We start from the raw sequence: 25,936 nt of genomic DNA, 5'->3' as shown, positions 1-25,936 counted from the left end.
GATAAATTTATCCTATAAGATATAAGTATTTATCAAATTTAGATGCATAAAATTATTATTTCATTTGAGAAAACAGAGTAATTTTGACTGAAGACTATGTAAAAATATTGAAAATGAAATGAATTCCTCATTGATGACATTAAAAACTTGAAAAAACTGTATATATACTCTTAAAAAAATAAAAACACCACTAAAACCCTTTAGTAACAAGGGGTTTGGTGGTGTTTTCTTTCATTCAAGTGCAAAAGTCGGGAAAAATAGAAAGGGATGAATCATATGTTTGGATTGTTTAAGAAAAAAGAAAAAGAAGAAACACCAGTAGAACCAGTTGTTATTGAGCCATTATTTACCTTACACGCAGTTGCTAATGGACAGGTCATTCCGATTGAACAAGTAAATGACCCAGTGTTCTCACAAAAGTTCATGGGAGATGGTTTTGCTGTTATGCCAACGGATGGCATTATCACTTCACCAGTTACTGGAGAAATAATGAATGTGTTCCCAACACAACATGCTGTCGGCATCAAAACGCCAAATGGGATCGAAGTTTTACTTCACATGGGCTTGGATACAGTTGAATTGAAAGGCGAACCATTTAAAACAATTGTTAAAGAAGGTGACCAGGTTACTCCTGAAACGCTGATTTCAACAGTTGATCTACAAGCCATTACAGATGCTGGTAAAGATACCGCAATGGTTGTGGTATTGACCAATATGGATAAAGTAAAATCTTTTGAAGTTACTGAAGGAACAGCAGTAGGAAAAGACCAAATCGGTTCTGTCGAAGCACAATAAAACATTTAAAAAGCAGCTAGCTCATGAGTCGCTCTCCTCATCTAAGACAAGAATAAAGTCTTAGTGAGGGGGGAGCCATATCATAAAGCTAGCTACTTTTTTATTTTATTTTTACAGATAAACACAAACTGCTTCGGGAGCGTAAACGTCACTTTCAAGCAGTGTTAACTTACCGTTTTGTGAGTCTCTTTCAAATAAGCTCAAATTATCTGATTCTTGATGAGCTACAACAATAAAGTCATCATTTTGGCTTAGGTTAAAGTCGCGAGCAACTTTACCGTAAGTTGCCACTTCTTCGATAAAGGTTAATAAACCAGTTTCTGGGTGAATTAGGTAGGATACTAAGACATCATAGCCGCGGTTGGATGCGTAGAGGAAACGACCATCAGCAGTAATACGGATAGCTGCCGCCCATTTCTCTTGGTTGTCATCTTTTAGTAAATCTACACGGTCTTTTAACACAAATTCACCAGTATTAGTATCGTAGAATAAGACTTCAATGCTTGCATTTAATTCGCAGATTAAGTAGGCAATGGATAAGGTTGGATGGAAGACAATGTGTCTAGGGCCAGCACCTGGACTTGACTTGTAAGTAGCGATAGCACGTAATTCTTGATCAGGACTTACTTTATAAGTTATCACTTCGTCAGTTCCTAAGTCGCAAGCAATAATAAAATGATTGTCAGGAGTATGTTGGGAGTAATGCACATGTGGTTTGGTTTGGTTAGGATGAATGCTTGATCCAGTGTGTTCTACTAGGTCCAGTCGGTCTAGTTTGCCGTTTGAATCGGTTTGATAGAGGACAACTGAACCGGCATGATAGTTTGAGGTTACCAATAAGGAAGAGTTTTCTTCAAGGCTAATGTAACAAGGAGGCGCAATCTCAAAGTGATCTTGGTCTACTTTGACAAATTGTCCGGTGGTATCACGTTTGAACGAAGTCACACCACCCAGACCCTCTTCTTTAGAAACTGTATACAAAAGATTTTTGCTGCTATCTAAAGTAACATAGGTTGGGCTATCCACCTCTGCTTCTAACACTAAATTTCCAAGGGATTTAGCACTTGTATCTAATTCAATAGAATAAACCCCCTTACTTTCACGCTTGGTATACGTACCCAAATAAAATTTTTCTTTCATAAAAATCCTCCTCGGTAGTCATAATTGGAATTGTTTGGAGAAAGTCTCTCTCCATTTGATACTTATAGTATAGCATAAATTTTTTTGTAAAAAGGGCCAAACTCCTATAAAAATACCTTAGAAATATGGTACACTAAAAACATAAAACGAATGTAAATGGGGGTAAGAAGATGGAAGAAGAGCGCAGTTTGAATAAACAGACTTACAAAAGACCATCCTGGCTATGGAAATGGGTCGTCAATAATCAATTTGTTAGTGTCTTACTCATCATTTTACTTGTTCTTATAAATATCTGGGTCTTTACAAAAATAGCCTATATTTTTCAACCAATAGGCTCCTTTGTACAAATTATCGGATTTCCAGTAGTTGCTGCTGGTATACTATATTATTTGATGAAACCTGGGATGGATCTACTGACTAAGCATGGGGTCCCTAAACGGATTGGCGTTTGGATTATGTTGGTTTTATTGGTCTTACTTATTTTAGCAGTAGTATTTAGTATCATTCCAATCCTGCAGCAACAAATCATGGAATTTATTGGACAAACCCCACGTTATTTTGAAATTATTTCAGCTCAAATATCTGATTTGATGAAAAGTGAATTTTTATCTCAATTACAAGTTCAGTTAAAAGATATCAATATGAACTTTCTTCAGACCTTAACAGAACGAATGAATAATATTTTGAATGTTACTTTCTCAGGTATTGGTAGTGTTTTTGGAGTTGTAGGAAACCTAGTAGTGGGACTGATTACTATGCCTATCTTACTCTACTATTTGTTAACGGATGGGGATCGTATCTTGCCATCTGTTTCAAAAGTATTCCCAACGGCTTCACGGGCTAAAATTACTGAAGTTCTTGCTGAGATGAACACTCAGATTAGTCAGTATATTCGTGGACAAATCACTGTTGCTTTTGCGGTTGCTGTTATGTTTATGATTGGATATTCCATCATTGGTTTACAATATGGATTAGCTATTGCTTTTTTTGCGGGAATCTTGAATATCATTCCTTATGTAGGATCATTTTTCGGAATGGTACCCGCTATTATTGTTGGTTTTGTACACTCTCCAATGATGCTTCTACAAGTTTTGATTGTCTTCGTTATCGAACAAACCATTGAAGGTAGAATACTTTCACCGCTCATTTTAGGAAACAGCTTAAAAATGCACCCAGTAACTATTTTGGTAATTTTATTAACAGCCGGAAAAATGTATGGACTGACAGGTTTGATTTTAGGTATCCCTGGCTACGCCATTATAAAAGTCTTTACCACTCATTTATTTGCTTGGTACAAAGATTATTCTGGACTATATCCAGATGTAGAAACTTCGATTCAATTTCAAAAGCCGAAGATAGATGAGAATACAACAGAAGTTACTAAATAAGCAATAAAGCTATTCTCAAAGAAAGAGAATAGCTTTTTTTGCTGCACAAGTTCACAAAAAATTCATAAAAACTCAGAAAATAGACTCTGAACTATCTGCCACCCAAATGTAGCGCTTTATTTTTTAAAAGTAATACAAATAACGTACTAAAAGTATATATAAATATAAATATTTTAGACATAATTGCATAGTATATATTATTATGTGAACTGTGATTGATATTTTTCAGAAAAATAGTGAAAAAATATTTTTTATACATAAAAACTTCAGAAATATAATTGACTAATCTTTATCTGGTGCATTAAAATAGGCCTATATATTATAGACAGAGACTCAAGAATGGGGGTGTTGATATGGAATTAATAGATATTCTGGAGAATTATTCGTTAATTACTAATGAACAGCGGTTAGAAATTGAGAAGGCCTTGCATTCTACTAGTGAATCGGTAGAGAGGTATATCGTTAGACAAGGCTATATTACAGATGAGAAACTATTAAAAATTCTTGGTTATTATTATAAAACACCTTATGTTAGTTTAGCGAAATTTACCATAGAAAATGAAGCTGTAGCAAAAATAAATGAGAAAATTGCCAGACGACATACGCTTATTCCTATCTCACTGACTAGAGAATACGATCCTAAGCTGATTGTCGCAACAGCGGATCCAAAAGACTACATAGCGCTTGAAGATGTTAAGATTGCCTCAAAGATGGATGTATTACCATACGTTTCGTTTAAGGAAGATATCCTTAAATATATTGACCAATTTTATAGTCAAGGAGAAGATGCTAAACAAGCTGCAACTGAAATTGAAGGGCTTGGCATTGAGAAAGTAAGTGCTGAAGAAGATTTAGAGATAAAGAATGCTCCAGTAGTTCGTTTAGTAGATTCAATCATAAGCCAGGCAATTAAAACGCGAGTTAGTGATATTCATATTGAACCTTTCGAAAAAAAAGTTCGTATTCGTTTTAGGGTTGATGGAACTTTAGTAGAGAATATGCAACTAAAACCTCAAACACATTCAGCAATAGCCACGCGAATAAAAATCATGAGTGGCTTGGATATTACTGAACGAAGAGTTCCACAAGATGGACGAATTGAAACAGTTATAGATGGTCGAGAAGTAGATATGCGGGTATCAGTTTTACCAACCGTTTTTGGAGAGAAAATTGTAATCCGGATTCTGAATAGAAATGCCACCTTATTGAGTAAGGAAGAATTAGGATTTTCGAAAAGCAATGAACTGTTATTTAATAATATTCTAAAAGCTCCAGAAGGTATCATCCTTTTAACCGGACCCACAGGTAGTGGGAAAACAACAACCCTTTACACCGCCTTACGTGAATTAAATGATATCGGGAAAAATATTATCACCGTTGAAGATCCTGTTGAGTATCGCTTAGATGGGGTCAATCAAGTACAAGTGAACGTAAAAGCGGGGCTTACATTTGCTAGCGGGCTCAGAAGTATTCTTCGTCAAGATCCAGATATCGTACTTCTCGGAGAAATTCGAGATGAAGAAACAGCTAGTATTGCAGTTAGAGCAGCAATCACTGGACACGTTGTACTATCAACTATCCATACAAATGATACGGCTAGTACCATTAATCGTTTGGTGGACATGGGAATAAAACCGTATTTAGTATCAACGGCTACAGTAGGAATTATTGCTCAACGGTTGATCAAACGAAATTGTCCAAAGTGTAAACAGCCTTACCAACTTGATTCCAATCGTTATGCTGCTTTTGGACTAAATGCTGGTGATACTGTATATAGAGGTGCAGGTTGTAACTATTGTAATGGAACAGGATATTTCGGCAGAATTGCCATCCATGAAATCATGCCTATCACCAATGAAATTAGAAATTTAATTAATCAAGAAGCAACAGCCAATGATGTTAAAGATGCTGCTAAAAAATATGGGATGAATGACTTAGCTCAAGAAGCTATGAATTCAGTAAAAAAAGGGATTACCACTATTCAGGAAGCAATGAAAATTGCGCATAGTATTGAGGGAGAAGAACAAGAATGAAAGTAAATGATTTAATTGAACAAGCTATCAAAGCGGGATCTTCAGATATCCATCTAACTGTTGGTGCGAACCCAACCATGAGGCTACACGGACGATTAGTAGATATTGTTGGTGAGGCTTTGACGCCGCAAGATACAATTGGCTTCACTAAAGAAATATTAAATGAGAAACAACTAGCTCATTTAGTAGAAGTTGGTGAAGTTGACTGTGCTCATGAGGCTGGCGAAGGGTATCGGTTACGGGTAAATATTTTTAAACAAAAAAATAATATCGGTATAGCCTTACGGGTTATTCCTAATCAAATCCCTTCCATGGAAGACCTAGGGCTACCCAATGTAATCAAACAGTTAGCTGGAAAACGTCGTGGCTTAATCCTAGTTACCGGACCTACTGGTAGTGGAAAATCAACAACACTTGCAACAATGATTGATTATATGAACCATGCCCGTAATGAGCATATTATTACAATTGAAGACCCTATTGAGTACATGCATACTCATAGAACATGTTTAATTAACCAAAGAGAATTAGGTAGTGATACCCAGAGTTTTGGCAATGCCTTAAGAGGGGCACTCCGTCAAGATCCGGATGTCATTCTGGTAGGGGAAATGCGGGATAAGGAAACAATAGAAATTGCCATACGTGCAGCAGAAACAGGTCACTTGGTTTTATCTACTCTTCATACTATTGGAGCGGTAAATACGATGGATCGTATCATCGATGTGTTTCCTGCAGAACAGCAAGAACAAATCCGTGTACAGTTATCCTCCGTAATAGAAGGTGTAGTATCCCAACAATTGATGCAAACAATTGGTGGAAAAGGACGTGTAGCAGCTTTTGAGGTGATGTTATCAACTCCAGCTATACGAAACTTGATTCGTGAAGGAAAAACCCATCAGTTGTTAACACCGATTCAAACTGGAGCACAACAAGGCATGATAACTATGGATACTTCACTCTTAAATCTATTCAGAAGAAGTATCATCGATAAGAAAACCTTGCTTTCCTATTCAGTAGACCGTGAACGTCTAGAAAAATTAACGACTTTAGCATAGGGGGGGTATTATGGCAATTTATGCATGCCGATATGTAGATAGCAAAGGAGTCTTCGATATTGAAATTAAGGCTGAGAGTAAACAAGAAGCCTTAATGCAACTTCGACTCAAGGGCAAACCAATCAATGTTGTAGAAAAACCTGCTGGATCCAAAGAGATTTTACTCTTTAATACAAAAAAAATTAAGGTCAAGGACCTCTCTCTTTTTTGTAAGCAGCTATCTGTTATGCTAGGTGCGGGTATGCCGTTGAACAACGCAGTAGGTATTTTAGAGACACAAGCAACATCCAAAGTTCTCAAAACCTCTTTAAAAAAAATAGATAGCCAGCTAAAAGAAGGAAATATGTTATCTGATGCAATGGCTAAACAAGATGGTCTTTACCCGGAGTTACTTTTACGAATGATAGAATCTGGAGAAAAAACCGGAAGACTAGACGAAGTTCTTGAAAGGATGTCTGAACACTATACCAAAGAAATTAAAATAAATAATCAAGTTCGAGGGGCTATGATTTATCCGATTGTTTTAGCATGTTTAGCTTTTGGTGCGGTTATCGTCTTACTATACATGGTTATCCCAAGTTTTGCCGGTATTTTTGAACAAGCAGACATGGAATTACCTTTTCTTACAAGAGTAGTAGTTGGTGCTAGTAATTGGTTGCAAGCATACTGGTATATCTTTCTCGGGATAATGATAGCGATAGTAGTAGGTTTTACTCGTTTTAGAAAAACTTATACCGGGAAAAGATTTTTGGATCAATTAAAATTAAATTTCCCAGTTATCAAGGGACCAATGCAAAAGATTGTAACAGCACGTTTTTCTAGTACCTTGGCTACTTTAATCAGTGCCGGAATCCCCTTAGTTGAAGCCCTAGATGCGGCTTCTCGTACAACAAACAATGAAGTTGTGATTGAAAAAATAAAAATCGCGAATGATGGAATTCAGAAAGGGAAGTTAATGACTACTATGTTGACAGAAACTGGCCTGTTCCCGCCAATGATGTTGTCAATGGTCAAGATTGGAGAAGAATCGGGTTCTTTAGAAACTATGTTGAATAAAACATCAGCATATTATGACGAAGAGCTTGAAGCGGCTATCAAACAACTTCTCTCCCTGATGGAACCTGCTATGATTATTGTCATGGGTGTTATTATTGGAGTTATCGTAGCTTCAGTTATGATCCCGATGTTTGAAATCAATAATGCAGTTTATAAGATGGGGACCTCTTAATTTGGTTGAACTGGGAGTTTGTAGAGTCTCCCAATTAACCTGTCCAAATCTTTGGACAGAAATAAAAAGAATAAAAAGGATAAGGAGAAATGAGAATGTTAGAAAAATTACAGAACATGCGTAAAAATTTAAAGAAAAAAGGAAAAGGATTTACCTTGGTTGAGTTAATTGTGGTTATCGTAGTTATTGCAATTATTGCAGCAATTGCCATCCCACGTATCACTTCCTTCCAAGACAGTGCCCGCAGAGCACGTATTCAAGCAGAACACAGAGAATTAGTAACTGCAGCACAAATGTTTATCGCAAACAGCACTGACCCAACAAATGCAGCTGAGGAATTGGATAATCTTAACGAGGATTTAGGACCATTCATGAATTTACAAGGTACAGCAACTCTGGAAGATACTTTGGCACATAATGGTCAAGATGTTGCGCATACAATTACTGGTACTACCATTGTATCAACATATATTCCTGCAGGACAAAACGATGCAGAATTTACTTTAGTATATAATTTTGGTCCTGATGCTGCTCCATAATAGTTAACTATTTTACTAAAAACTCTACTCCGACTGTTCGCAGTCGGATATTTCCTAAGAGCTTTTCTACACCAGTTAGAAAAGCTCTTAGGAAATATCAAAAAGCAGGTGAAAAAGGTGAAAAAACGAAAAAGTAAAGGGTCTACTTTACCCATGGTGATTATTGCACTAGTTGTTCTTGCAATATTATCTGGCATTATTGCCACGACAATCCAAGCGGCCAATGCTCAAACCCTACGTGTAACAGAGTTTATGAATGCCAAATATGTAGCTACCTCAGGGACACAGTTAGCTCTAGGAGCTTACTACGAGAATGATGGTAATAATAATTTATATAAACTATTTGAAAATCGAGCCATGGGGAAAGACAAATCAACTACTGCAGTGACAGCTAACCATGTGTTTGAGAACGGTACTGCTCAAATAACAATGACAGGTAAGTTTGAACCTGGTTCTCAAATGTCATCTCGTTACAATATCACCATTGAAACAATCGCAAAGATAGGCTTAAGCGAAGATAATTATAAACATGTTGTTGAGTTTAATTGGGAAACTAATGGTATTCGTAATGAATCTGGTGGGGTAGATAACTAGTCGTAGGAGAATTTATATGAAAACAAAACATAAAGGATTCACATTAACAGAGGTAATCGTGGCCATCATGATCATGGGAATGCTCTGGCTTGTAATCGCTTCGGTATTTCGAACAGCTTTACAAGGTCGAGAACTCATTGATAAAGAAGCAGCAATTCAGGCGGACGTTAGAACGACAATGTTATCAGTTGACCGAGCGATTCAGGATGCAACAGCTGTATTTATTTTAGATGATCAAAAATATGATGGCAATGGGATAAAATTTACTAAGGGATGGAATTATATAGGAATGTCTGATGATAAGAAGCAAGTCCTACAGTTTATCTGGGATAAGACGAATCAGACATGGAATAAGCGTGTTCTATCAAGATCAATTTATGATGTCTCTTATGATTTAAATTTTGTTCCTGAAAAAGATTACCAAGATAATCGATTAGTAAACTATAGTTTACATGGACAATATGCTGACGGAGGCCATGAGATAAATGTTGAATCCGCTATCTCATCATTGAATGCTAAACAAATTTTTTCTAAAGTAGCTACAGCAAAAAAAGGAATCGCAATTGCCTATCGAGATGATGAAATTAATGAAGCAGTTGATGTTTCAATAAGTTTTGTCTTAGATAGTTCAGGCTCAATGGGTTTTAACATGCGTTACAGAAACCCATCAGATCCTATAAGAATGACTGTTTTGAAAGAACAAGCAAAAGAAATGATTCATAACCTGTCTACGGTTGGTGGAGTACGTGTAAATTTAATAGGATTTCAATCTAATGCCTACTATGTTGAAAAAGACTTTATAAATGTTGGGGAAAATAAAGATTCCATAATAAATGCGATTAATTTGTTGCGTCCAACAGGGGGAACCAACCCAGGAGATGGCTTACGCTATAGCTTAACTAGTTTATCGTTTGAGAAAAGTCAACTTCGATATGTTGTGCTTTTAACGGATGGTGTACCCACGCATGCAACCTATTCTCGATATAATTCACTTTATCAAGGATACTTTGTATTAAATGACCCTATGACAGTAAGTCAGTCAGGAAATTTCTATAATCGGACTTCAGATAATGATCCAGTAAACCCAATCGCATATTCTAAGTATGTATCTGAGAAGTATGCAGCTGGTGTTCGAAGAATAAACGTAATTGGTTTTTCTGGGGATGCAGCTGATAAAAAATTAGGAACTAACCTAACAAACGCTATTCAGAATAGATTTGTTGATGCTAAATATTTTGATGCAGCATCAAGTGAGGAATTAAAAGCTGTTTTTGAAGAGATTAAAACACAGATAAGCGAAGATATGTGGTTCTTAGTAGGTCCATAAGGAGGAATATGTCATGAAGAAACAAAAAGGGTTTACCTTGACAGAAGTAATCATTAGTTTGATTATGTTAGTCATCATTGTTGTAGGTATGCTTTCGTTTTTTTCTAATGGATTTAGTCGTATTTACTTCTTAAGAGATAGAAATATTGAAAACTTTGAAATTCAAGCAGATATTGAAGAAAAACTTGCTGATTTTAAGAAAAATGGGAGTAACGGAGATGTTATAGCTAATTTTACTTATAAAGTAGGTTCTAGTAGTCAAGTACCAATAAAGGTTAAAGGAACAACTTTAAGTCATGTAACCTCGGGAGGCTACAATATTAATTTGTTTGTTGCTAATGCAAAAGAAATTAAGCTTCCTATACCCGAAGATATGAAGATTCAGGTTGGAGATAGAGATTATTATTATCTAGGGGAAACAACAGCATCAGCCTCCTATACACTAAATTACGATTCTAGTGTAAAACTTTTTCTGGAATCAGGATGGTTTTTGAGCAATCGATATATTGAAACAAATCAAGAGCAAAAATTAGTAGATGTCGTTACAGTTGGAACCATTTTACCAAAAGAATCTATATTAACGGATACTTCAATAAGTCCCAAAACAGCATTACCACTTAATCCAACAGATTTCAAAAAAATAAGTGGGAATCAATCAGGTGTATTGGTTACCGAAGCGATGTTAGGACGCTTTTTGACTTTTTCTGCTAGACCGATTTCATCTAGAGGTAGGGTAGGTAGTTATCAAGAAGGTCAACGATTATGGATAATGGGCTTGCCTGTTCTTTCTGGGTTAAGGGTACATATTGATGCAGACTTAGCTTTACAAAAGATAACAGGTGAGCAAAAACAAATGATTCCTTCTGATGGTCAAAACTATCAAAATACAGATTTAAAAAACTATATAACCGGTCAAGAATTGGCTAACAAAGCAATCGCTGTCAGACGAATATACGAACCATTAATTAAGCAAGAAAGACAAGAAATAGTAGTAGAAGGAGCGCAACGTTTGCTTTTCTCTAATAATGATTTTTCTAAAGGAACCACTGTAGGTCTCTTATTAACAAATCAAAAACAAAGAGGAAATATTTTAACACTCCGTTTTAATGAGAATTTTCTTTGGACAGTTGCTCTTTTAGACAATGGGGAGCTCCAAGTAGATTCAGTTGATTACACTATTGCTAGCAATAATAATACTCAAAAATTTTCAACTTCAATCAATGATAATCAAGATAAAACATTGATATCTAAGGTTTCAGCTGGGACAAATAGCATTACGGTCAGTCTTTATTTAAACGATATAATAATTTATTCTCGTACACTACCAACTCGTTATTATAGTGGCCGAAGTACGACAACACATAATATTAGCAATGGACAAATAGAAATCTCTGGTAATACGACAATTAATGAACTTGCCATTTATAATAAGGCATTAACAGATAACGAACTTAGTACTCTACTCAATTATTTTAGGAATAAATATGAATTCACTGCACAATAGAAAAAAAGGATGTGGCAAGGTATGGGATTGTTTCAAAAAAAACAAAATAGTTCTGATGATTTGTTGGATCAAAATGAAAAGAATAATCAAAACAGTAAGAAGTCAAGCTCTCTTTTTTCTATAGGTAAAAAGAAGGATGAAGACATAACAACAGAGGAAAGGCAAGATATCAAAGAATTTAATAAACGGGTAAAACTACAACAATCTACACAAAAAAAAGATAAAGATATTGAAGGTAAACAAACTAAGAAAAAACTATTTTTTAAAAAAGAACCAAAAGAAAAAGAACGTCAATACGTTACAACTAATGAAGCGTATACATTTTTTGGTAAAGCTATTAAAGGGAATATGTTAGCTATAGATCTTCTAGATAAGAGTGCAAAACTAATTTTGGCAAAAAATAAAAAAGATGATTTAGAAATTCTACAAGTAGTAGATGCAGAAATGCCAGATAATTCTATCATTAATGGTGATATTATTGATCAAGAGGCAGTTTTTCAGGCTTTGAGATCTGCAATAGAGATTAACAATTTATCAGCTAAGTACGCCATGTTTTCTATTAATGGTGAGAGGATTATTCGAAGAGAAATTCGTATACCTTTCGTTGAAGAGAAGGATATTGAAGGGTTGATTAACTTTGAGTTGGAACAATATCTAGATATTGATACAGAATCTTATATTATTGAGTTTGAACTGATTGAACAAGAGCAAAATAGTGTCGAAGAAACATTAAACCATCTTGATGAAGTAGGACGCTTTTTAGATGTTCTGGTATATGCAGTACCTAAAGGAATGGTTGAAAATCGGTTTGAGATTGCAAAAAAACTTAAGTTAATTCCATATGTATTGGACATACATTCAAATGGGCTCGAGAAATGGGCTCAAAGAGTGGAATCAATAAACAATTTACCAGTATCCTTGACAGAAAAAAATATTGGCTTTATTCAAATTACTAATCAAACGGTTGATGTATATTTATACTCTAAAGGAGAATTTATTACAAATAATCATGCACGCATTAATTACCAGTTTATTGTTGAAGTATTCGAAAGAGAGGAAAGGTTAAAAAAAATTAATGACCTTAACCCTACTGATCACCAATATCCAGGAATAATAAATGCGATTAATGAATGGACTAGTGCAACTACGGAACATATTCTGGCTACGGAGGAATTCTATAGTCGAACTCAAGCAACAAGCATAGACACCTTTTATGTTTATGGGAACGATAACATTTATGCTGAGTTAGTTCCTTTCTTAGAGAAACATTTTGGGCGTACTTTAACCAATATCGAAGAAGCGCAACTACAAGGAATCTCTTGGATGAATGCTAATGCTCATACTTGTACACCAGATCTAATACAAGCTACGGCTATGCTGATACGGAGGGCCTGACCATGACGAGAAGAGATTTAAACTTTTTTAATAAGTTACATGTACCACCAGCCAAGACAAGTCTAATAAAAGTTTTAATTTATGTGGCTGGAATAGTTGCTACGGCTGCGATGGTTTTTTTGGTTTATTATTTTACAACTCAAAATACTATGCTATCCAGAGAGATTGCACAGGCTAATTTAACCTTAAAAAGCCCTGAAATAGCAAAACAAATTTCTGAGGTAAATGCCATTCAAGGGTCTTTAATGGAAGTTGGCAAAGACCAAGAATTGTTTACAAGACTAGAGGGCGACTTTAAACGAGTTCATAGAGTCAACAAAGCTTTTATGACATTTTTACAAAAGAAGCTAACGACCAATATTAGTTTTGAAGAAATCTCTATAACCAACGATTCAGTCACTATTGCAGGATTATCAAACCAACGATTGTCTATCGCTAAGTTTGAGGAAGAACTGAGAAAATCTGAGAAATTTAATCACATTTTGGTAAATGATATCTCACTTCATGATCAGTTAACACTTGAAGAAACTAATCCAGTTTACTCCTTTAATATTCAAATAACGACAAAGGATGTGAGTTTTGATGAATAATTTTGAAGAGAAGGCTAATAATCAAGACTCAAAGTCAAAACTGAAAAAAGGTTTTATGAGTATGAGCAAACGCGATCAAAAGCTTTTAATTGGTGTTCTAATATTACTTGTTGCTGTAGGCTGTTATCTGGTGATAGATAACTTACTAACAAAAAATAGAGAACTAACAGAAGAAAATAATCAAGTTCAATTCGAGTTGTTACAAAATATGACCAAAATCAATCAGAAAGCTTCACTGCAGGATAGTTTGGATAAACTTAATCGACAAACACATGATAAAGCTGTTAATTATTATGGCACAACTAATCAAGGAGAATTTATTTATCTTATTGATAAATTCATTGTAGATAGTGGTATAGTTTTAAAGTCAGTGTCTTTTAATGAAACTGAAAAGATTGAAATTAAGCCTGGAGAACTTCCAGCAAAAGAAGAATCAAAAGCAGACGAGAAACAGTCTATTCAAGGAGAAGCCATTCCGACTCAAACGTTAGCAGAGACTGCATCGTCAGATTCATCTGCAACAGAATCAAGCAATACTGAGGAAACAGCCAGTCAAAATGAAGAGGTAGTAAAAGAGGAATTCACTTATGAAACTCAGAATATCCGACAAATGACTGCTAACATCGAGTTCGTAGGGACTTATTCACAAATTTTAAAACTACTAGAGTTAATAGATCTCAATGATAAAACTATAGTTTCTAGCCAACTAACTTTAAAGCATGGTGATAAGGTAATTGAAACTGTAGATGGGGAAAGCCAAGATTCAAAAATGGATGGAACCATTCTGTTACGCTTTTATCAAGTGGTAGATGTTGAAAAATATGTTGAAAAACCTGCTAGTAAAGTTGATGCTTTGGCAATACCATTCGCTACTGTCCATTCACCATTTATGAGACAGTCTTGGGGGGTTAGCAAAGTTGCAAACGGACAAGCATCAGGTAGTGATGCTATAGGATTATCGCCTGGACCTAACACTACTACATCAACTGTTACAGCAATGGGCAATAATAGCTCTGGCTATTCCAACTCCTATCTGGAAGCACTTTTACCAAGTTATTTAGATTGGTTAAATCAAAATAATGGTGCGAAGCCAAGTCTAGTTGCCAATATGTCATCCACAACAGTTTATCGTTTTGATACCCCATTAAAATTGGTTGGTATAGGTAGCGGAGAGCTAATAGATAGTCCAGTTGATCATTCTGATAAGAAGGAAGGTATAGGCTCAAATCTCATTACTTTGCCAACTCAAGAGAAATCAACACTTTTCGAAATGGAGTTTCCAGAACCTTTAGTTACACTTAATAAAGTTCCTACAAATATTAGTTTCGCCTTATATAGCCAAGAACAGTGGTCTGGTGGACTTGGAATGATTGTTGAGAATTCAAACAAAGAGAAGTTTTATCTAGAGCTTTTAAGCCCAGTTGATTTTTCCGGTTGGATGGAGATTAGTTTCAACCCAGAAAGTATAGATAAGTTTACGTATCCAGTGACGATTAAAGGATTCTATTTTGAGAATCCAGCAAAAACTCAAGGGATTTTCAAATTGGATAATTTGGCTGTACATTATTTAACTACGAACTAGTTTATGTCATAATGAATTTGTATGGATAAACTACAGAAAAGGAGGTGTAAAATGACTTATTTACAATACTTTGGGATAGGGTTTGTAATTTTACATGGGATAAGTCTAGTTTTTTTAAAAAATGTTTCTGTTTTAAGAAGAGTCATCTTAGCTACAATAATGACAGGCTATATTGTATCCTTACCTTTTTTAATTAATTTTCTTTCCTTACTTGAGGTTGGTTTGCTAACTTTAGCCTTTATCATCATCTATGCATTTGTATTACTTGGTAAAAAGAATACTAAAGTTGAGAAAGAAAATGGTAAGAAAAAATCTACGAGTAGGGAAGAGTTACGAACTAAAAGAAGCCTTTCAAAATTGAATCGAATTCAAGAAGAATTATTACAAGAAGAACATTTGGAAAAAGAACTAAGAGAGCAAGGATTACTTGGAGGAGATATTTTGGAAAAAGATTTGTTGCAAGGAGACCTATCTCCTTTAGAAACTTCCTTAAAATCACAAATGGTTGATGAAATTAGTGATCAAAAATTATCCTTTCCAACAGAGTCTGTCCACCCATTAAAAGAACAATATTTAAACCAGGCACCTTTAGAAGTGGAGAAAGAGATGGAAGATTTTATGAAACGACTCCATGAAAATGATGCCATAGGTGATAAGCTTGCATCCGCTGAAGCATTAAATACGGTTAAAACTGATGGTAGAAATATACCAGAAAATGTGGGTAAACCTGCTAATCTTGCCAATGAATTATTAGGAAATTCGGAATTATCTGGTAAAGAAGCACCTATAATTAAAGAACTTTCTGAAAATACTAAGGGTATAGATGTTGTTCCGGAAGTATTAGATGTTAATGATTCATTAACTAATAAGGAGATCGGTGAGCAAGATAACGTTCTTCTTGATGTTAGATCTGATGATCAAGTTGAATATTTAGAACATGAAGTTTCAATGTTAGAAGATGTTCTTTATACTGAAAGAGAGCCTGAAATTGAATTCAACATAGAAAAAGATAACGAATTTGTTGGAATTCAATCTGTTCTGACAGACTCTCAAGAACAAAATCCCATAGAACCTATAGAAGAATCAATCACCAATGAAGAATATTTACAAACGGAAAAGGAAGAAAATTCAAAAAAACAAGTGTATTATCAATTTCTATTATTTGAAATACATGACTTATTAGAGAATGGGGAAATTAGCGAAACTATTAACTACATCAAAGAGATTTTGTTAGATAGTCAAGACCCTGCTTTTCGTAAGGACGCTATGGGATTATTAGAAGAGTATTTTTCACTGGAAGCAAAGTCTGACATGCTTACTAAAGAGTTAATTGATATTGACTTGTTTGACTCAGATAGTGTTACTAGTGATTGGAATGAATTGGAAGTAAAGGAGAATTGAAGAGATGAATAAAGCCTTAAGTTGTCGAACGATTGTAGGAACTTCAATAATAGAAATAGAACAAGGAGTTGGGTTGGGCTCCGTTCAACAAGTAGTTGTCGACCAAGGTGTTTCTTTAACCTTTATTATCAAAACAACCGACGAGGCAAATAGCTATGCCCTTTTACCTAGTAGTCAAATTTACGGTATTGGTAATTATGCAGCCATGATACAGAATCAATCAGTTCTAAGATCTATTAGTGAAGATGAGTTAAACACGTTGATTTCTAATCAAGGTGCTATTGTTGAAGAGCTAGTGATTACTATTGAAGGAGATAAAGTTGGTAAGGTTACTGATTTTTTTATCGATGGTGATCATGAGATTGGGTACTTACTAGTCGAATCGGATACAGGCAATAACTTACAAATTGACAAGGATCAACTTCAAATGATTGGCAAAGAATATATTATTTTAAATACTAATATAAAAGATAATTTTAAAGAAGTTCTTGGGCACTCCCCTTCTGATAGCAATGTTTCAAGTGAACTAGATTTGTTTTTACATGGGGAAAATTCAGAATCAGAATTTTCTACTCAAACTAATAATATGTTGGAAGATAATCTATTTAATATAGACATTGAGGAAGATATTGTTGCTGAAGAATTGCAAGTATCTAAAGAGGAACTTAATTCACCAATGGAAATGCAAGACTTTTTCCAAGGTTCACCATCTATTATTGAGGATATTGTAGAACCAGAGCCCATAGAGGTTTCCTATCGTCAACAGCAGAAATCACTTTTAGTTGGGCAAAAAACGTCCAAAGATTTATACGATGAAGATGGACTTGTTTTGGTTGAAGCAGGTACGATTATTACAGAAAGTACTATTAACTTATTAAGAAAAATTGACCGCAAACTTTTGGTTAAATTAGCAGGATGTGTTGTGGATGATGAAGGGAACTACTAATCATTTATTTTATCGTTCAATTCCGCTTCTTCTATTTTTCATTTTTTTCTGCTTTAGTGCTTTATATGTAGTTTTTTTCTACCAACCAAGTATTGATATGCAAATTAATGATGGACCACTAATTAAGGTAACTTCTAAGGAACAAGCTGAAGTTGAGGTTTATAGTCAGTTGCCATATCAGACTACTATTCAAACGAATGAAGGCAATCAAATCCTTGTGGATACGAGATTATTAGGGCTGAGTTATTTTTCGCAAAAGAATATTGATGTCTTAAATCAGGTAAGTGGTGTCAATCTTTCTAATCGCATTAAGCAGTTTTTTGACTTGTCATTCCAGAATAGAATTACTATTTATTCAGATCAACTTTACCTTCATGGACGAATTGAGGATACACTAAACCAGTATCCTAATTTGATTAAAAAAGAACCGATACAAGAACATTTAATTGTAGATCAATTAGGACAACTTGTTGTTAAACCTGCTAGTCCAGGCTTTCTAATGCAACCAGAAAATTTTATTGCTGCTATCAAAGAAATTGAAGCTAATGGGGATTTTTCTGAAAGATATGTCGAAAGTGAGCTGCTCTATCCTACAGAGGCTGAGCCTTTATCACATTATCAAAATTTAATAGGTCTAAAGCAATTTCAGTTTTCTTCTAATGTGACCATGTTACAAAATATTAGAACGGGTTATTACTCGATCCAAAATGTTTTTATACCTGCAAATGCAACGGTCTCTATAACTGATCTGATTGGTCCTGTTGATATTTCCAGAGGATTTATCGCTATGGAAGATAGTAAAGGGAACAGTAAAATTGGTGTAGGTATTGATGAATTAGTAGATGCTTTTGCCCTGGCAGCATCAGAAAATGATACAGTATTATCAATCACAAGGTATAAGGGTGAAGTTTTTTCGATTGGAAATGTTGACAATCTTGAAAGAGTTCTTGAGCTAAAAAACAATACCAATCAAGACCTTGTTATTTCATCTATTTTAGATGAAGATCAATTCTTAATTATAATAGCAAAAAAATAGGAGGTGGGGCATGATAATTACAATCGCACTAATATTCTTTATGTTGGGCACAATTTTCGGTAGTTTTTTTAATGTTGTTATTTATCGTATCCCACTTGAAAAAACAATCGTTTCTGGACGTTCTATGTGTACATCATGTGGTCACGTACTTGAACCTATTGAATTAGTCCCTATTTTTTCTATTTTGTTTTTAGGGTTTAAATGCCGCCATTGTAAAAGTCCGATCTCGCCAAGGTATCTTATTGTTGAATTGATAACTGGTTTAGGATGGTTAGCTTCATATCTTTTTAATCAAAATAATTTATGGATGGCGATTTCAGGTTGTTTGTTAGTATCTCTTTCTATAATTGTAAGCTTTATTGATTATGATACACATTATGTCCCCCTAGATGTAATTTTTGTATTTGCTATAGGGCAGCTTATCTTAATCATTTTAACAGGTAACTTTTCTTGGGAATACATTTGGTCTGCTTTTGTTGGAGCAATTCTATATGGAATAATTTATATTGTAGCTAAAATCATCTATGGTCAGGAAGCATTTGGTATGGGAGATATTTATTACATTTTTGCTTTAGGCTTATGGTTTTCAGTTTTGGATGTTGTAATTTTAGCGTTTGGTGCATTTTTTGTAGCTGGTATTCTTTTAATAGGTTCATTTGTCCATAAGAGCCTTGAACGACATCAGGAAATACCATTTGCGCCTGCTATGTCAATTATGGCTTTAATTATGTTTTTTGTTGGGACAAATTTGAAGGATTTATATATGAATTGGATGTTTTAGGAGGGTAACAATGAAAAAGAAAATACTTATTAGTATTATTGTGATTACTGTACTAGCTGTTTTAGATAATCAGAGTCCTCATGCGCAAGAAAATTCTTCTATCACAGCTAAGGAAGTATATGTCTCTGAAGAGTTTAACTCTGCGCGTGGAGGTATGGTTCTTTATTCAGAAAATGTTACCATTCCTAGTTCTGTATCAGCAGAGTTTATTAATCGTCGATTGGCAGGGACTGAGATGGCTGGTTTAGGACAGGCTTTTAAAAATGCTGAAGCAAAATATGGAGTTAATGCAATTTTTTTGACTGGTCTAGCGATACATGAATCAAACTATGGCAAAAGTATGATTGCACAAGCAAAAAATAATCTGTTTGGTTTTATGGCATATGATTCTAGCCCATTTTCAAGTGCAGGTTATTTTGAAAGTTTTGAAGCAGGTATTGACCATGTTGCTCGCTATTTGGGACAACACTATTTAAATCAAGGTGGCCAATATTACAATGGAACCAGTATTGCAGCAATTAATGTTAAGTATGCAACTGACCAAGAGTGGGCTGTAAAAATTATGTCCAGAATTAGAGCATTTCTAGCAAATTAATCAGGGGGATATTTCAATAAACAACAATACCAAGGAACCCAAACACAGGATTCCTTGGTATTGTTGTTTATTGTCGGTCTTTCCTTTTAATAGCCGTTTGAATAATACGGTCGGCAAGATGTTGGTTACGCACCAAGAGTGGTCCGTGGAAGTAGGAACAAAATACATTCTTGTACCTTGCACCCTCTGTTTTATCTTCATTGTTATTGCCAAAGCCATTTACAACTCGTCCAAGTGGTGCGACAGTTGGTCCTAAAAAGGTTCTGCCGTTATGGTTTTCATAGCCGAGATAGGTTTCGTTTACGTCATCGTTATGAATCTCTATGTCTCCAATATAGCGGTTGTTAACTTGGTTTAAAGTGTAGTAATCAATTGCTCCGATTCCTTCTAGGCGTTGGCCGGCTGCATTGATGTAGTAATGTCCCAACAATTGGAACCCACCACAAATTCCCAAGACCACACCATTATTCTCAATGTAATGGGTGAGGTCTTCTTTTTTTGTTTGTAAGTCTTGAGATACAATCGATTGCTCATAGTCTTGTCCGCCTCCAAAGAAGACGATATCGTATTGGTTAGGTTCGAATTTGTCTCCAATACTGACTAAGACAGTTTCTACATCCAAACCCATCTTTTTGCCACGGTGTTGGAGCATGAGGAGATTACCATTATCTCCATAAGTGTTCATCAGATTTCCATATAAGTGACAGATTGTTAGTTTCATCCGTTCATTCCCTCCTTGATAAAGCCTTCTTTAGCTAAGTCCTTGCGCAAGTCTAAGAGGGCAGTATAGGTTGCCAAAATATTGATTTTTTGACTAGGAGCATTTTTTAATAATTGAATCAATTCTTGGTTGTTTGATACTTTTTCTATAGAATCATCAAAACCTGCAACTTCCATCCGTACACCTAAGTCATCAACACGGATACCGCCAATAATGGTTTTGCTTGGCTGCAATTCATGTAGTTGTTCAAAATCGCCATCCCATATCCAAGAAATATCTTGACCATCAGCATAATTGTCATTCAATAAGACAGCGAGGGCAAATGGTTCTTTCTCATAAGAAAGCAGCTGTACGATTTGGTTGAAGCCTACGGGATTTTTGATCAGATTGATCATGACATCTTTGTCTCCAATAGTAAAGACTTCTTGACGACCGAAGACTCGTTTTGAAGCATCAAAGCCCTTTTGAATGGTCTCGGGGTCAATATTGAAGTAACGTCCTACTGAATAGGCAGCAAGAGCATTATAGACGTTGTAGAGTCCCCCAATTGGGATAGAGAAATCATGACCATCCATCTTAAAGTGAGAATCCGTCAAGCTCAAAGAATCAATGCTGGTTACAGCATAATCTAAGTCCGGTCTTTCAAAATCCCCATTTGGGCAATAGTATTTGCCTAGATTACTGTAAGTGATGGATTTGTAATGAAGAATTTGGTGGCAGTGAGGGCAAAGGACACCATCTGTATTGTAGTGAGCCATCAGCTCTTGGTCAGCCTCATGATCAAAGCCATAGAAGAGCTGTTTATTGCTGATTTCTTTAGAATTGAAAATCGGAGCGTCACCATTCGCTAAAACGACTGCTTGGGGAGCTTGTGCCACTCCATCCAACATCATTTGGTAAGTGGTATAAATCTCACCAAAACGGTCCATTTGGTCGCGGAAAATATTGGTAAAAACAAACAGTTCTGGCTTGATGTATTTGGTGACGTGGACGATAGTCGCTTCGTCAACTTCTAGTACAGCAATATTTGGTTGGCCATTCTTGGAAGGTGTATGGCTCAAAAAAGTAGAAATAATACCTTGATTGAGGTTAGCACCAGTTGGATTAGTCAAGACGTTTTCATATTTTTGTCGTAAGATTTGAACAATTAGGGAAGTTGTTAAGGTTTTTCCGTTTGTACCACTGACAATAATAACTTTATAATTATCTGCTAGATGTTTTAGAACTTGTGGGTCAATGGTTAGGGCAATTTTTCCTGGTAGGCTACTTCCGCCACTGGTGAAAGTTGTTAGAGCCCATTTGGTAAAACGGCCGGCATTAATGGCAAGGCTTGATCGTATGCTCACAGTTGTATTCTCCTTAAAAGTGATTGGTTTAAGAGCTCTATGATTAAAGATGGCTCTTTATCCTTAAATTTCATTTTTTACTTTTCTTATCATACCACATTGCCAGACATATTGAGTAAAATTTTGTTTAAATAGTTGACTATGACCTTATATAACACTAATATGAATAAGGAAGAATTCATAGAAATGGAATGATAAGACATGGCTCAATTATTTTTTAAATACGGTGCAATGAATAGTGGGAAATCAATTGAAATTTTAAAGGTAGCACATAACTATGAGGAACAAAATAAATCAGTCATGCTTTTTACTAGTGCAATCGATGACCGGGACCAAATGGGCTTCGTATCTAGTCGTATTGGTGTGAGAAGGGAAGCAATTCCTATTTTTGATGAAACGGATATCATTTCTATTGTTAAAGAGCAAGCTAACAAGCCAGCCTGTATTTTGATAGATGAATCGCAATTTCTCAGCAAGCAACATATCTTAGACTTGGCGACTATAGTAGATGAGTTAGGGGTACCTGTTATGGCATTTGGACTGAAAAATGATTTTCAGAATGAATTGTTTGAGGGGTCAAAATACCTGCTCTTATATGCAGACAAAATCGAGGAAATTAAAACTATCTGCTGGTATTGCCATAAAAAAGCGAATATGAATATGCGAGTGGTTGACGGAAAGCCAATCTATACGGGTCAACAAATCCAGATTGGTGGCAATGAATCCTATTATCCAGTTTGCCGCTACCATTATTTTCACCCAGACAGTCAACGTCCATAGCTTGGCCGTTTGACCCAAATAAATTTTTAAATGCAAAAGAATGGAGAGGAAGTTATGTTCGATCAATTGGATAGTTTTATTATCCGTTATGAAGAATTATCAGAATTATTAAGTGATCCAGAAGTGATTAACGATACCAATCGCTTAATGGAATTGACTAAAGAAGAGGCTAGTCTACGTGTCAAAGTAGAAACCTTTAAACATTACCAACAAGTGGTAAGAGATTTGAAAGATACGGAAGACATGTTAAATGAAGGCTTGGATGCTGAAATGGCCGAGATGGCTAAGGAAGAATTGGCCGACTTAAAAAAAGAAAAAGCAGAATTAGAAGAACAAATTAAATTCTTGCTATTACCGGAAGACCCTAATGATGGTAAAAATATCATCATGGAAATTCGTGGGGCAGCTGGTGGCGATGAAGCGGCTCTGTTTGCTGGTGATTTGTTTGGCATGTATTCCAAATACGCTGAGTCACAAGGCTGGCGTGTTGAAGTTATGGAAGCCAATATTACGGGCATTGGTGGCTACAAAGAAATCATCTTGATGATTACAGGAGATAATGTCTTTTCTAAGTTGAAGTACGAATCGGGTGCCCACCGTGTACAACGAGTTCCTTCGACTGAGTCTCAAGGTAGGGTTCATACCTCGACAGCTACGGTTGTGGTCATGCCAGAAGCGCAAGAAGTAGAGGTTGAATTAGAAGATAAAGACATTCGAGTAGATATCTACCACGCATCTGGAGCGGGCGGACAGCACGTTAACAAAACTGCTTCGGCTGTACGGTTAACCCACTTACCAACTGGTATTGTAGTAGCTATGCAGGATGAACGGTCACAGCTGAAAAACCGTGAAAAGGCTATGAAAATCTTACGTGCCCGTGTCTACGACAAGATTTCACAAGAAGCACAATCGGAATATGATGCTAACCGCAAATCAGCAGTTGGTACAGGAGATCGTTCAGAGCGAATTAGAACCTATAACTTTCCACAAAACCGGGTTACAGATCATAGAATTGGACTGACTATTCAAAAACTAGACCAAATCTTATCCGGAAAATTGGACGAAATCGTTGATGCCTTGATTCTCTTCGATCATACCGAAAAATTGGAGCAATTAAATAATGGAAATGAATAATTCCCTTACAACCCAGGAGGTCCTAAAATGGGCTTCCTATTTTTTGATGAAGGAAGCTAGTCAATATCAGCTTGAATTCAACCAAAAAGACGTTAGAAGATGGGTAGAGCTTCTAGTTCAAGACAAAATGGGCTGGACCAGAACAGATTTGATACTCAATAGTCAGGAGCACTTTGACCAGTTAACCAAAGAAAACTTAAGCAAGGACTTAGAACAATTAGCAACGGGTATGCCAATTCAATATGTAATTGGCAAAGAAAACTTCTGGGGACGAGATTTTGTGGTAACCCCAGCAACGTTAATCCCACGTCCAGAAACGGAAGAGTTAGTCCAAATGGCCTTAGACTATTTAACTAGTTTAGATCGTGGTAGAGTATTGGAAATTGGTGTGGGTTCGGGTTGTATCGGTTTAACATTGGCCATAGAAGCGCCGCAACTCAAGTATTTGGCTACTGATATTTCTGGTGAAGCCTTGCAGGTAGCTCAACAAAATTTGGAACAGTTTTCTTTACGCAATGTTCAATTGCTGAATAGTGATGTGTGGGATTCTATCCCAGCTGGAACTAAATTTGATTGCATTATCAGCAACCCACCTTATATTGCAGATAACGAAAAAAAATACATGGATGCTAGTGTTTTGTCTTTTGAGCCAAACCAAGCTTTATTTGCAGAGGATGATGGATTGGCCATTTATAAACGAATTGCAAGTCGTTTGGAAGAATTTTTGGTGGGTAGTGGCATGGCTTTTTTTGAGATTGGTTTTCAGCAAGGCTCAGCCGTCAAAGCTATTTTTGAAGCAGTTGTTTTTTGTCGTACTGTAACGGTAATCAAAGACATGTCTGGCTTGGACCGCATGATTTGTATTTCCCAAAGAAGTCAAAACGTCAAAGTACTTTAAGTTGGTAAGGAGTATATAATGGAAACAAAAATCTATACAATTGAAACCATAGAAGAAGCTGGACAAGCCCTTAAAAACGGACAAATTGTCGCTTTTCCAACTGAAACTGTCTATGGGTTAGGTGCTATTGCCAGCAATGATCAGGCTGTGGCATCCGTTTACCAAGTGAAAGGAAGACCAAGTGACAACCCCCTCATAGTGCATGTGTCTACTATAGAACAAGTAATAAAAGTTGTTGAATCTTTTCCTTTAGCTGCTAAGAAGCTTACTAATGTTTTTTGGCCTGGACCGTTAACCATTATCTTGCCTGTTAGGGAAGGAGTTTTTGCGCCTAGTGTTACAGGAGGAAGAAAGACTGTTGCTTTTCGCATGCCAGCCCATTCTTTGGCTCTAGCTTTGATTAGTGCTTGTCAGGAGCCTATTGTTGGACCTAGCGCCAACAAATCGGGGCGTCCAAGTCCAACTAAGGTTAGTCATGTCATGGATGATTTTGACGGTCAAATTGCCGGCATTTGTGATGGAGGCATGACACAGATTGGTTTAGAATCAACAGTTCTTGATCTATCAGACCCTGAACAGTTCAGTATCCTAAGACCAGGATTTGTTAGTAGGGAAGCTATTGAGGAAGTCTTAGGTCTGAATATTCACGTAGCTAGCGAGAAGGAATCAGCAGCAAAGGATGAGGCACCAAGAGCACCGGGAATGAAATACCGCCATTACGCTCCTGAAACGCCTGTTATGGCCTTGTCTCCAAATGGTGATGCTTGGCAAGCGCATATTAAGTCCCTAAACAAGCAAGGGAATAAAATAGCTATTCTAGCTAATCAAACTTTGGTTGACCATTTTGCTTCTCAAGTTCATGCAACTTATTCCCTAGGGCAAGAGGGTGATATCCAGAGTATGGCTCACCATTTGTTCGATGGATTGCGCCAGCTAGATAAAAGTGGAGCTCAAGTTATTTTGGTAGAATCTAGTGAGGATTCTCAATTGGGCTTAGCGTATATGAATCGATTAAAGAAAGCCGTGAAAGCAGATTGAATATCTGCTTTTTTTCTTGTAGTTATGGTAAACTATGAGTGTATTTGGTTTGGATATTTTTCTAAGACCGAATAAGAATTCTTTTGTGAT

Annotated in this window: 24 protein-coding genes; 21 read left to right on the top strand and 3 right to left on the bottom strand. The window is 36.0% G+C overall.

Features of this window, described 5'->3' with window-relative positions; translation table 11 throughout:
* The first annotated feature begins 276 nt into the window (after positions 1–276).
* The gene (locus tag NPA36_RS01505; RefSeq protein WP_256944349.1) at positions 277–795 is read left to right on the top strand and encodes a PTS sugar transporter subunit IIA; all 519 of its coding nucleotides are present in this window, start codon (positions 277–279) and stop codon (positions 793–795) included.
* A 111-nt stretch (positions 796–906) separates the two neighbouring features.
* Here NPA36_RS01505 and NPA36_RS01500 read toward each other — a convergent pair whose 3' ends face one another.
* On the bottom strand, positions 907–1,935 hold the full coding sequence (locus NPA36_RS01500; protein ID WP_256944348.1) for a lactonase family protein: 1,029 nt from the start codon (positions 1,933–1,935) through the stop codon (positions 907–909).
* Between the two features lie 170 nt (positions 1,936–2,105).
* Here NPA36_RS01500 and NPA36_RS01495 point away from each other — a divergent pair, with 170 nt between their 5' ends.
* The 16 genes from NPA36_RS01495 (at position 2,106) to NPA36_RS01420 (ending at position 19,929) form a co-directional block, all read left to right on the top strand.
* Positions 2,106–3,323, top strand: coding sequence for an AI-2E family transporter (locus NPA36_RS01495; RefSeq protein WP_256944347.1), 1,218 nt, complete (start codon positions 2,106–2,108; stop codon positions 3,321–3,323).
* Between the two features lie 353 nt (positions 3,324–3,676).
* Entirely contained in the window at positions 3,677–5,356 is a 1,680-nt protein-coding gene (locus NPA36_RS01490; protein ID WP_256944346.1) for a GspE/PulE family protein, read from the top strand.
* A complete protein-coding gene (locus NPA36_RS01485; protein ID WP_256944345.1) occupies positions 5,353–6,411 on the top strand; it encodes a type IV pilus twitching motility protein PilT in 1,059 nt (352 codons plus the stop codon). Before NPA36_RS01490 ends, NPA36_RS01485 begins: the two co-directional genes overlap by 4 nt.
* 10 nt (positions 6,412–6,421) lie before the next feature.
* On the top strand, positions 6,422–7,639 hold the full coding sequence (locus NPA36_RS01480; RefSeq protein WP_256944344.1) for a type II secretion system F family protein: 1,218 nt from the start codon (positions 6,422–6,424) through the stop codon (positions 7,637–7,639).
* Between the two features lie 89 nt (positions 7,640–7,728).
* Positions 7,729–8,178 carry a prepilin-type N-terminal cleavage/methylation domain-containing protein gene (locus NPA36_RS01475; protein ID WP_256944343.1) on the top strand — a complete coding sequence of 150 codons (450 nt, stop codon included), beginning with the start codon at positions 7,729–7,731 and terminating at the stop codon, positions 8,176–8,178.
* 117 nt (positions 8,179–8,295) lie between these two features.
* The gene (locus NPA36_RS01470) at positions 8,296–8,772 is read left to right on the top strand and encodes a type IV pilus modification PilV family protein (protein WP_256944342.1); all 477 of its coding nucleotides are present in this window, start codon (positions 8,296–8,298) and stop codon (positions 8,770–8,772) included.
* 16 nt (positions 8,773–8,788) lie between these two features.
* On the top strand, positions 8,789–10,099 hold the full coding sequence (locus NPA36_RS01465; protein ID WP_256944341.1) for a VWA domain-containing protein: 1,311 nt from the start codon (positions 8,789–8,791) through the stop codon (positions 10,097–10,099).
* A 13-nt stretch (positions 10,100–10,112) separates the two neighbouring features.
* Positions 10,113–11,603 carry a type IV pilus modification PilV family protein gene (locus NPA36_RS01460; RefSeq protein WP_256944340.1) on the top strand — a complete coding sequence of 497 codons (1,491 nt, stop codon included), beginning with the start codon at positions 10,113–10,115 and terminating at the stop codon, positions 11,601–11,603.
* Positions 11,604–11,624: 21 nt separating this feature from the next.
* Complete coding sequence (pilM, locus tag NPA36_RS01455; protein ID WP_256944339.1) at positions 11,625–12,998, top strand: pilus assembly protein PilM; 1,374 nt, start codon at positions 11,625–11,627, stop codon at positions 12,996–12,998.
* A 2-nt stretch (positions 12,999–13,000) separates the two neighbouring features.
* Positions 13,001–13,588 (top strand): PilN domain-containing protein, encoded by a 588-nt coding sequence (locus NPA36_RS01450; RefSeq protein ID WP_256944338.1) that lies wholly within the window; start codon positions 13,001–13,003, stop codon positions 13,586–13,588.
* Complete coding sequence (locus tag NPA36_RS01445; protein WP_256944337.1) at positions 13,581–15,170, top strand: hypothetical protein; 1,590 nt, start codon at positions 13,581–13,583, stop codon at positions 15,168–15,170. The genes NPA36_RS01450 and NPA36_RS01445 overlap by 8 nt, the downstream gene beginning before the upstream one ends.
* A gap of 51 nt (positions 15,171–15,221) precedes the next feature.
* A complete protein-coding gene (locus NPA36_RS01440) occupies positions 15,222–16,571 on the top strand; it encodes an SSA_2305 family type IV pilus system protein (RefSeq protein ID WP_256944336.1) in 1,350 nt (449 codons plus the stop codon).
* A gap of 4 nt (positions 16,572–16,575) precedes the next feature.
* A complete protein-coding gene (locus NPA36_RS01435) occupies positions 16,576–17,517 on the top strand; it encodes a hypothetical protein (protein WP_256944335.1) in 942 nt (313 codons plus the stop codon).
* Positions 17,498–18,553, top strand: a complete 1,056-nt coding sequence (locus NPA36_RS01430) for a VanW family protein (protein ID WP_256944334.1) — start codon at positions 17,498–17,500, stop codon at positions 18,551–18,553. The genes NPA36_RS01435 and NPA36_RS01430 overlap by 20 nt, the downstream gene beginning before the upstream one ends.
* Before the next feature lie 10 nt (positions 18,554–18,563).
* A complete protein-coding gene (locus NPA36_RS01425; protein ID WP_256944333.1) occupies positions 18,564–19,334 on the top strand; it encodes a prepilin peptidase in 771 nt (256 codons plus the stop codon).
* A gap of 10 nt (positions 19,335–19,344) precedes the next feature.
* Complete coding sequence (locus tag NPA36_RS01420; RefSeq protein WP_256944332.1) at positions 19,345–19,929, top strand: glucosaminidase domain-containing protein; 585 nt, start codon at positions 19,345–19,347, stop codon at positions 19,927–19,929.
* 67 nt (positions 19,930–19,996) lie between these two features.
* Here the strand turns inward: NPA36_RS01420 and NPA36_RS01415 are convergent, their stop codons facing one another.
* A complete protein-coding gene (locus NPA36_RS01415; protein ID WP_256944331.1) occupies positions 19,997–20,650 on the bottom strand; it encodes a type 1 glutamine amidotransferase in 654 nt (217 codons plus the stop codon).
* Complete coding sequence (locus NPA36_RS01410; RefSeq protein WP_256944330.1) at positions 20,647–21,996, bottom strand: Mur ligase family protein; 1,350 nt, start codon at positions 21,994–21,996, stop codon at positions 20,647–20,649. The genes NPA36_RS01415 and NPA36_RS01410 overlap by 4 nt, the downstream gene beginning before the upstream one ends.
* A gap of 201 nt (positions 21,997–22,197) precedes the next feature.
* On the opposite strand from NPA36_RS01410, the gene NPA36_RS01405 reads away from it, so the two are divergent.
* Genes NPA36_RS01405 through NPA36_RS01390 form a run of 4 tightly spaced genes read left to right on the top strand, consistent with a single transcriptional unit; the run spans position 22,198 to position 25,846 of the window.
* Positions 22,198–22,776, top strand: a complete 579-nt coding sequence (locus NPA36_RS01405) for a thymidine kinase (RefSeq protein WP_256944329.1) — start codon at positions 22,198–22,200, stop codon at positions 22,774–22,776.
* Between the two features lie 54 nt (positions 22,777–22,830).
* Positions 22,831–23,910, top strand: coding sequence for a peptide chain release factor 1 (gene prfA, locus NPA36_RS01400; RefSeq protein WP_256944328.1), 1,080 nt, complete (start codon positions 22,831–22,833; stop codon positions 23,908–23,910).
* Positions 23,897–24,808, top strand: coding sequence for a peptide chain release factor N(5)-glutamine methyltransferase (gene prmC / locus NPA36_RS01395; RefSeq protein WP_256944327.1), 912 nt, complete (start codon positions 23,897–23,899; stop codon positions 24,806–24,808). The genes prfA and prmC overlap by 14 nt, the downstream gene beginning before the upstream one ends.
* Positions 24,809–24,826: 18 nt before the next feature.
* On the top strand, positions 24,827–25,846 hold the full coding sequence (locus tag NPA36_RS01390) for an L-threonylcarbamoyladenylate synthase (protein WP_256944326.1): 1,020 nt from the start codon (positions 24,827–24,829) through the stop codon (positions 25,844–25,846).
* Positions 25,847–25,936: the final 90 nt, after the last annotated feature.

Source organism: Granulicatella seriolae, assembly GCF_024543085.1.
GTDB lineage: Bacteria > Bacillota > Bacilli > Lactobacillales > Aerococcaceae > Granulicatella > Granulicatella seriolae.
The sequence above is the reverse complement of the archived record's forward strand: the minus strand, read 5'-3'. Positions and strand labels throughout refer to the sequence as shown.

What these genes read in the sequence shown, in the direction of transcription:
- NPA36_RS01495 (WP_256944347.1), top strand. Translation starts at nt 2,106, where the DNA reads ATGGAAGAAGAGCGCAGTTTGAATAAACAGACTTACAAAAGACCATCC.
- prfA (WP_256944328.1), top strand. Translation starts at nt 22,831, where the DNA reads ATGTTCGATCAATTGGATAGTTTTATTATCCGTTATGAAGAATTATCA.
- NPA36_RS01475 (WP_256944343.1), top strand. Translation starts at nt 7,729, where the DNA reads ATGAGAATGTTAGAAAAATTACAGAACATGCGTAAAAATTTAAAGAAA.
- NPA36_RS01450 (WP_256944338.1), top strand. Translation starts at nt 13,001, where the DNA reads ATGACGAGAAGAGATTTAAACTTTTTTAATAAGTTACATGTACCACCA.
- NPA36_RS01420 (WP_256944332.1), top strand. Translation starts at nt 19,345, where the DNA reads ATGAAAAAGAAAATACTTATTAGTATTATTGTGATTACTGTACTAGCT.
- NPA36_RS01435 (WP_256944335.1), top strand. Translation starts at nt 16,576, where the DNA reads ATGAATAAAGCCTTAAGTTGTCGAACGATTGTAGGAACTTCAATAATA.
- NPA36_RS01480 (WP_256944344.1), top strand. Translation starts at nt 6,422, where the DNA reads ATGGCAATTTATGCATGCCGATATGTAGATAGCAAAGGAGTCTTCGAT.
- NPA36_RS01430 (WP_256944334.1), top strand. Translation starts at nt 17,498, where the DNA reads ATGATGAAGGGAACTACTAATCATTTATTTTATCGTTCAATTCCGCTT.
- NPA36_RS01465 (WP_256944341.1), top strand. Translation starts at nt 8,789, where the DNA reads ATGAAAACAAAACATAAAGGATTCACATTAACAGAGGTAATCGTGGCC.
- NPA36_RS01405 (WP_256944329.1), top strand. Translation starts at nt 22,198, where the DNA reads ATGGCTCAATTATTTTTTAAATACGGTGCAATGAATAGTGGGAAATCA.
- prmC (WP_256944327.1), top strand. Translation starts at nt 23,897, where the DNA reads ATGGAAATGAATAATTCCCTTACAACCCAGGAGGTCCTAAAATGGGCT.
- NPA36_RS01390 (WP_256944326.1), top strand. Translation starts at nt 24,827, where the DNA reads ATGGAAACAAAAATCTATACAATTGAAACCATAGAAGAAGCTGGACAA.
- NPA36_RS01505 (WP_256944349.1), top strand. Translation starts at nt 277, where the DNA reads ATGTTTGGATTGTTTAAGAAAAAAGAAAAAGAAGAAACACCAGTAGAA.
- NPA36_RS01415 (WP_256944331.1), bottom strand. Translation starts at nt 20,650, where the DNA reads ATGAAACTAACAATCTGTCACTTATATGGAAATCTGATGAACACTTAT.
- NPA36_RS01445 (WP_256944337.1), top strand. Translation starts at nt 13,581, where the DNA reads ATGAATAATTTTGAAGAGAAGGCTAATAATCAAGACTCAAAGTCAAAA.
- pilM (WP_256944339.1), top strand. Translation starts at nt 11,625, where the DNA reads ATGGGATTGTTTCAAAAAAAACAAAATAGTTCTGATGATTTGTTGGAT.
- NPA36_RS01485 (WP_256944345.1), top strand. Translation starts at nt 5,353, where the DNA reads ATGAAAGTAAATGATTTAATTGAACAAGCTATCAAAGCGGGATCTTCA.
- NPA36_RS01500 (WP_256944348.1), bottom strand. Translation starts at nt 1,935, where the DNA reads ATGAAAGAAAAATTTTATTTGGGTACGTATACCAAGCGTGAAAGTAAG.
- NPA36_RS01460 (WP_256944340.1), top strand. Translation starts at nt 10,113, where the DNA reads ATGAAGAAACAAAAAGGGTTTACCTTGACAGAAGTAATCATTAGTTTG.
- NPA36_RS01440 (WP_256944336.1), top strand. Translation starts at nt 15,222, where the DNA reads ATGACTTATTTACAATACTTTGGGATAGGGTTTGTAATTTTACATGGG.
- NPA36_RS01425 (WP_256944333.1), top strand. Translation starts at nt 18,564, where the DNA reads ATGATAATTACAATCGCACTAATATTCTTTATGTTGGGCACAATTTTC.
- NPA36_RS01490 (WP_256944346.1), top strand. Translation starts at nt 3,677, where the DNA reads ATGGAATTAATAGATATTCTGGAGAATTATTCGTTAATTACTAATGAA.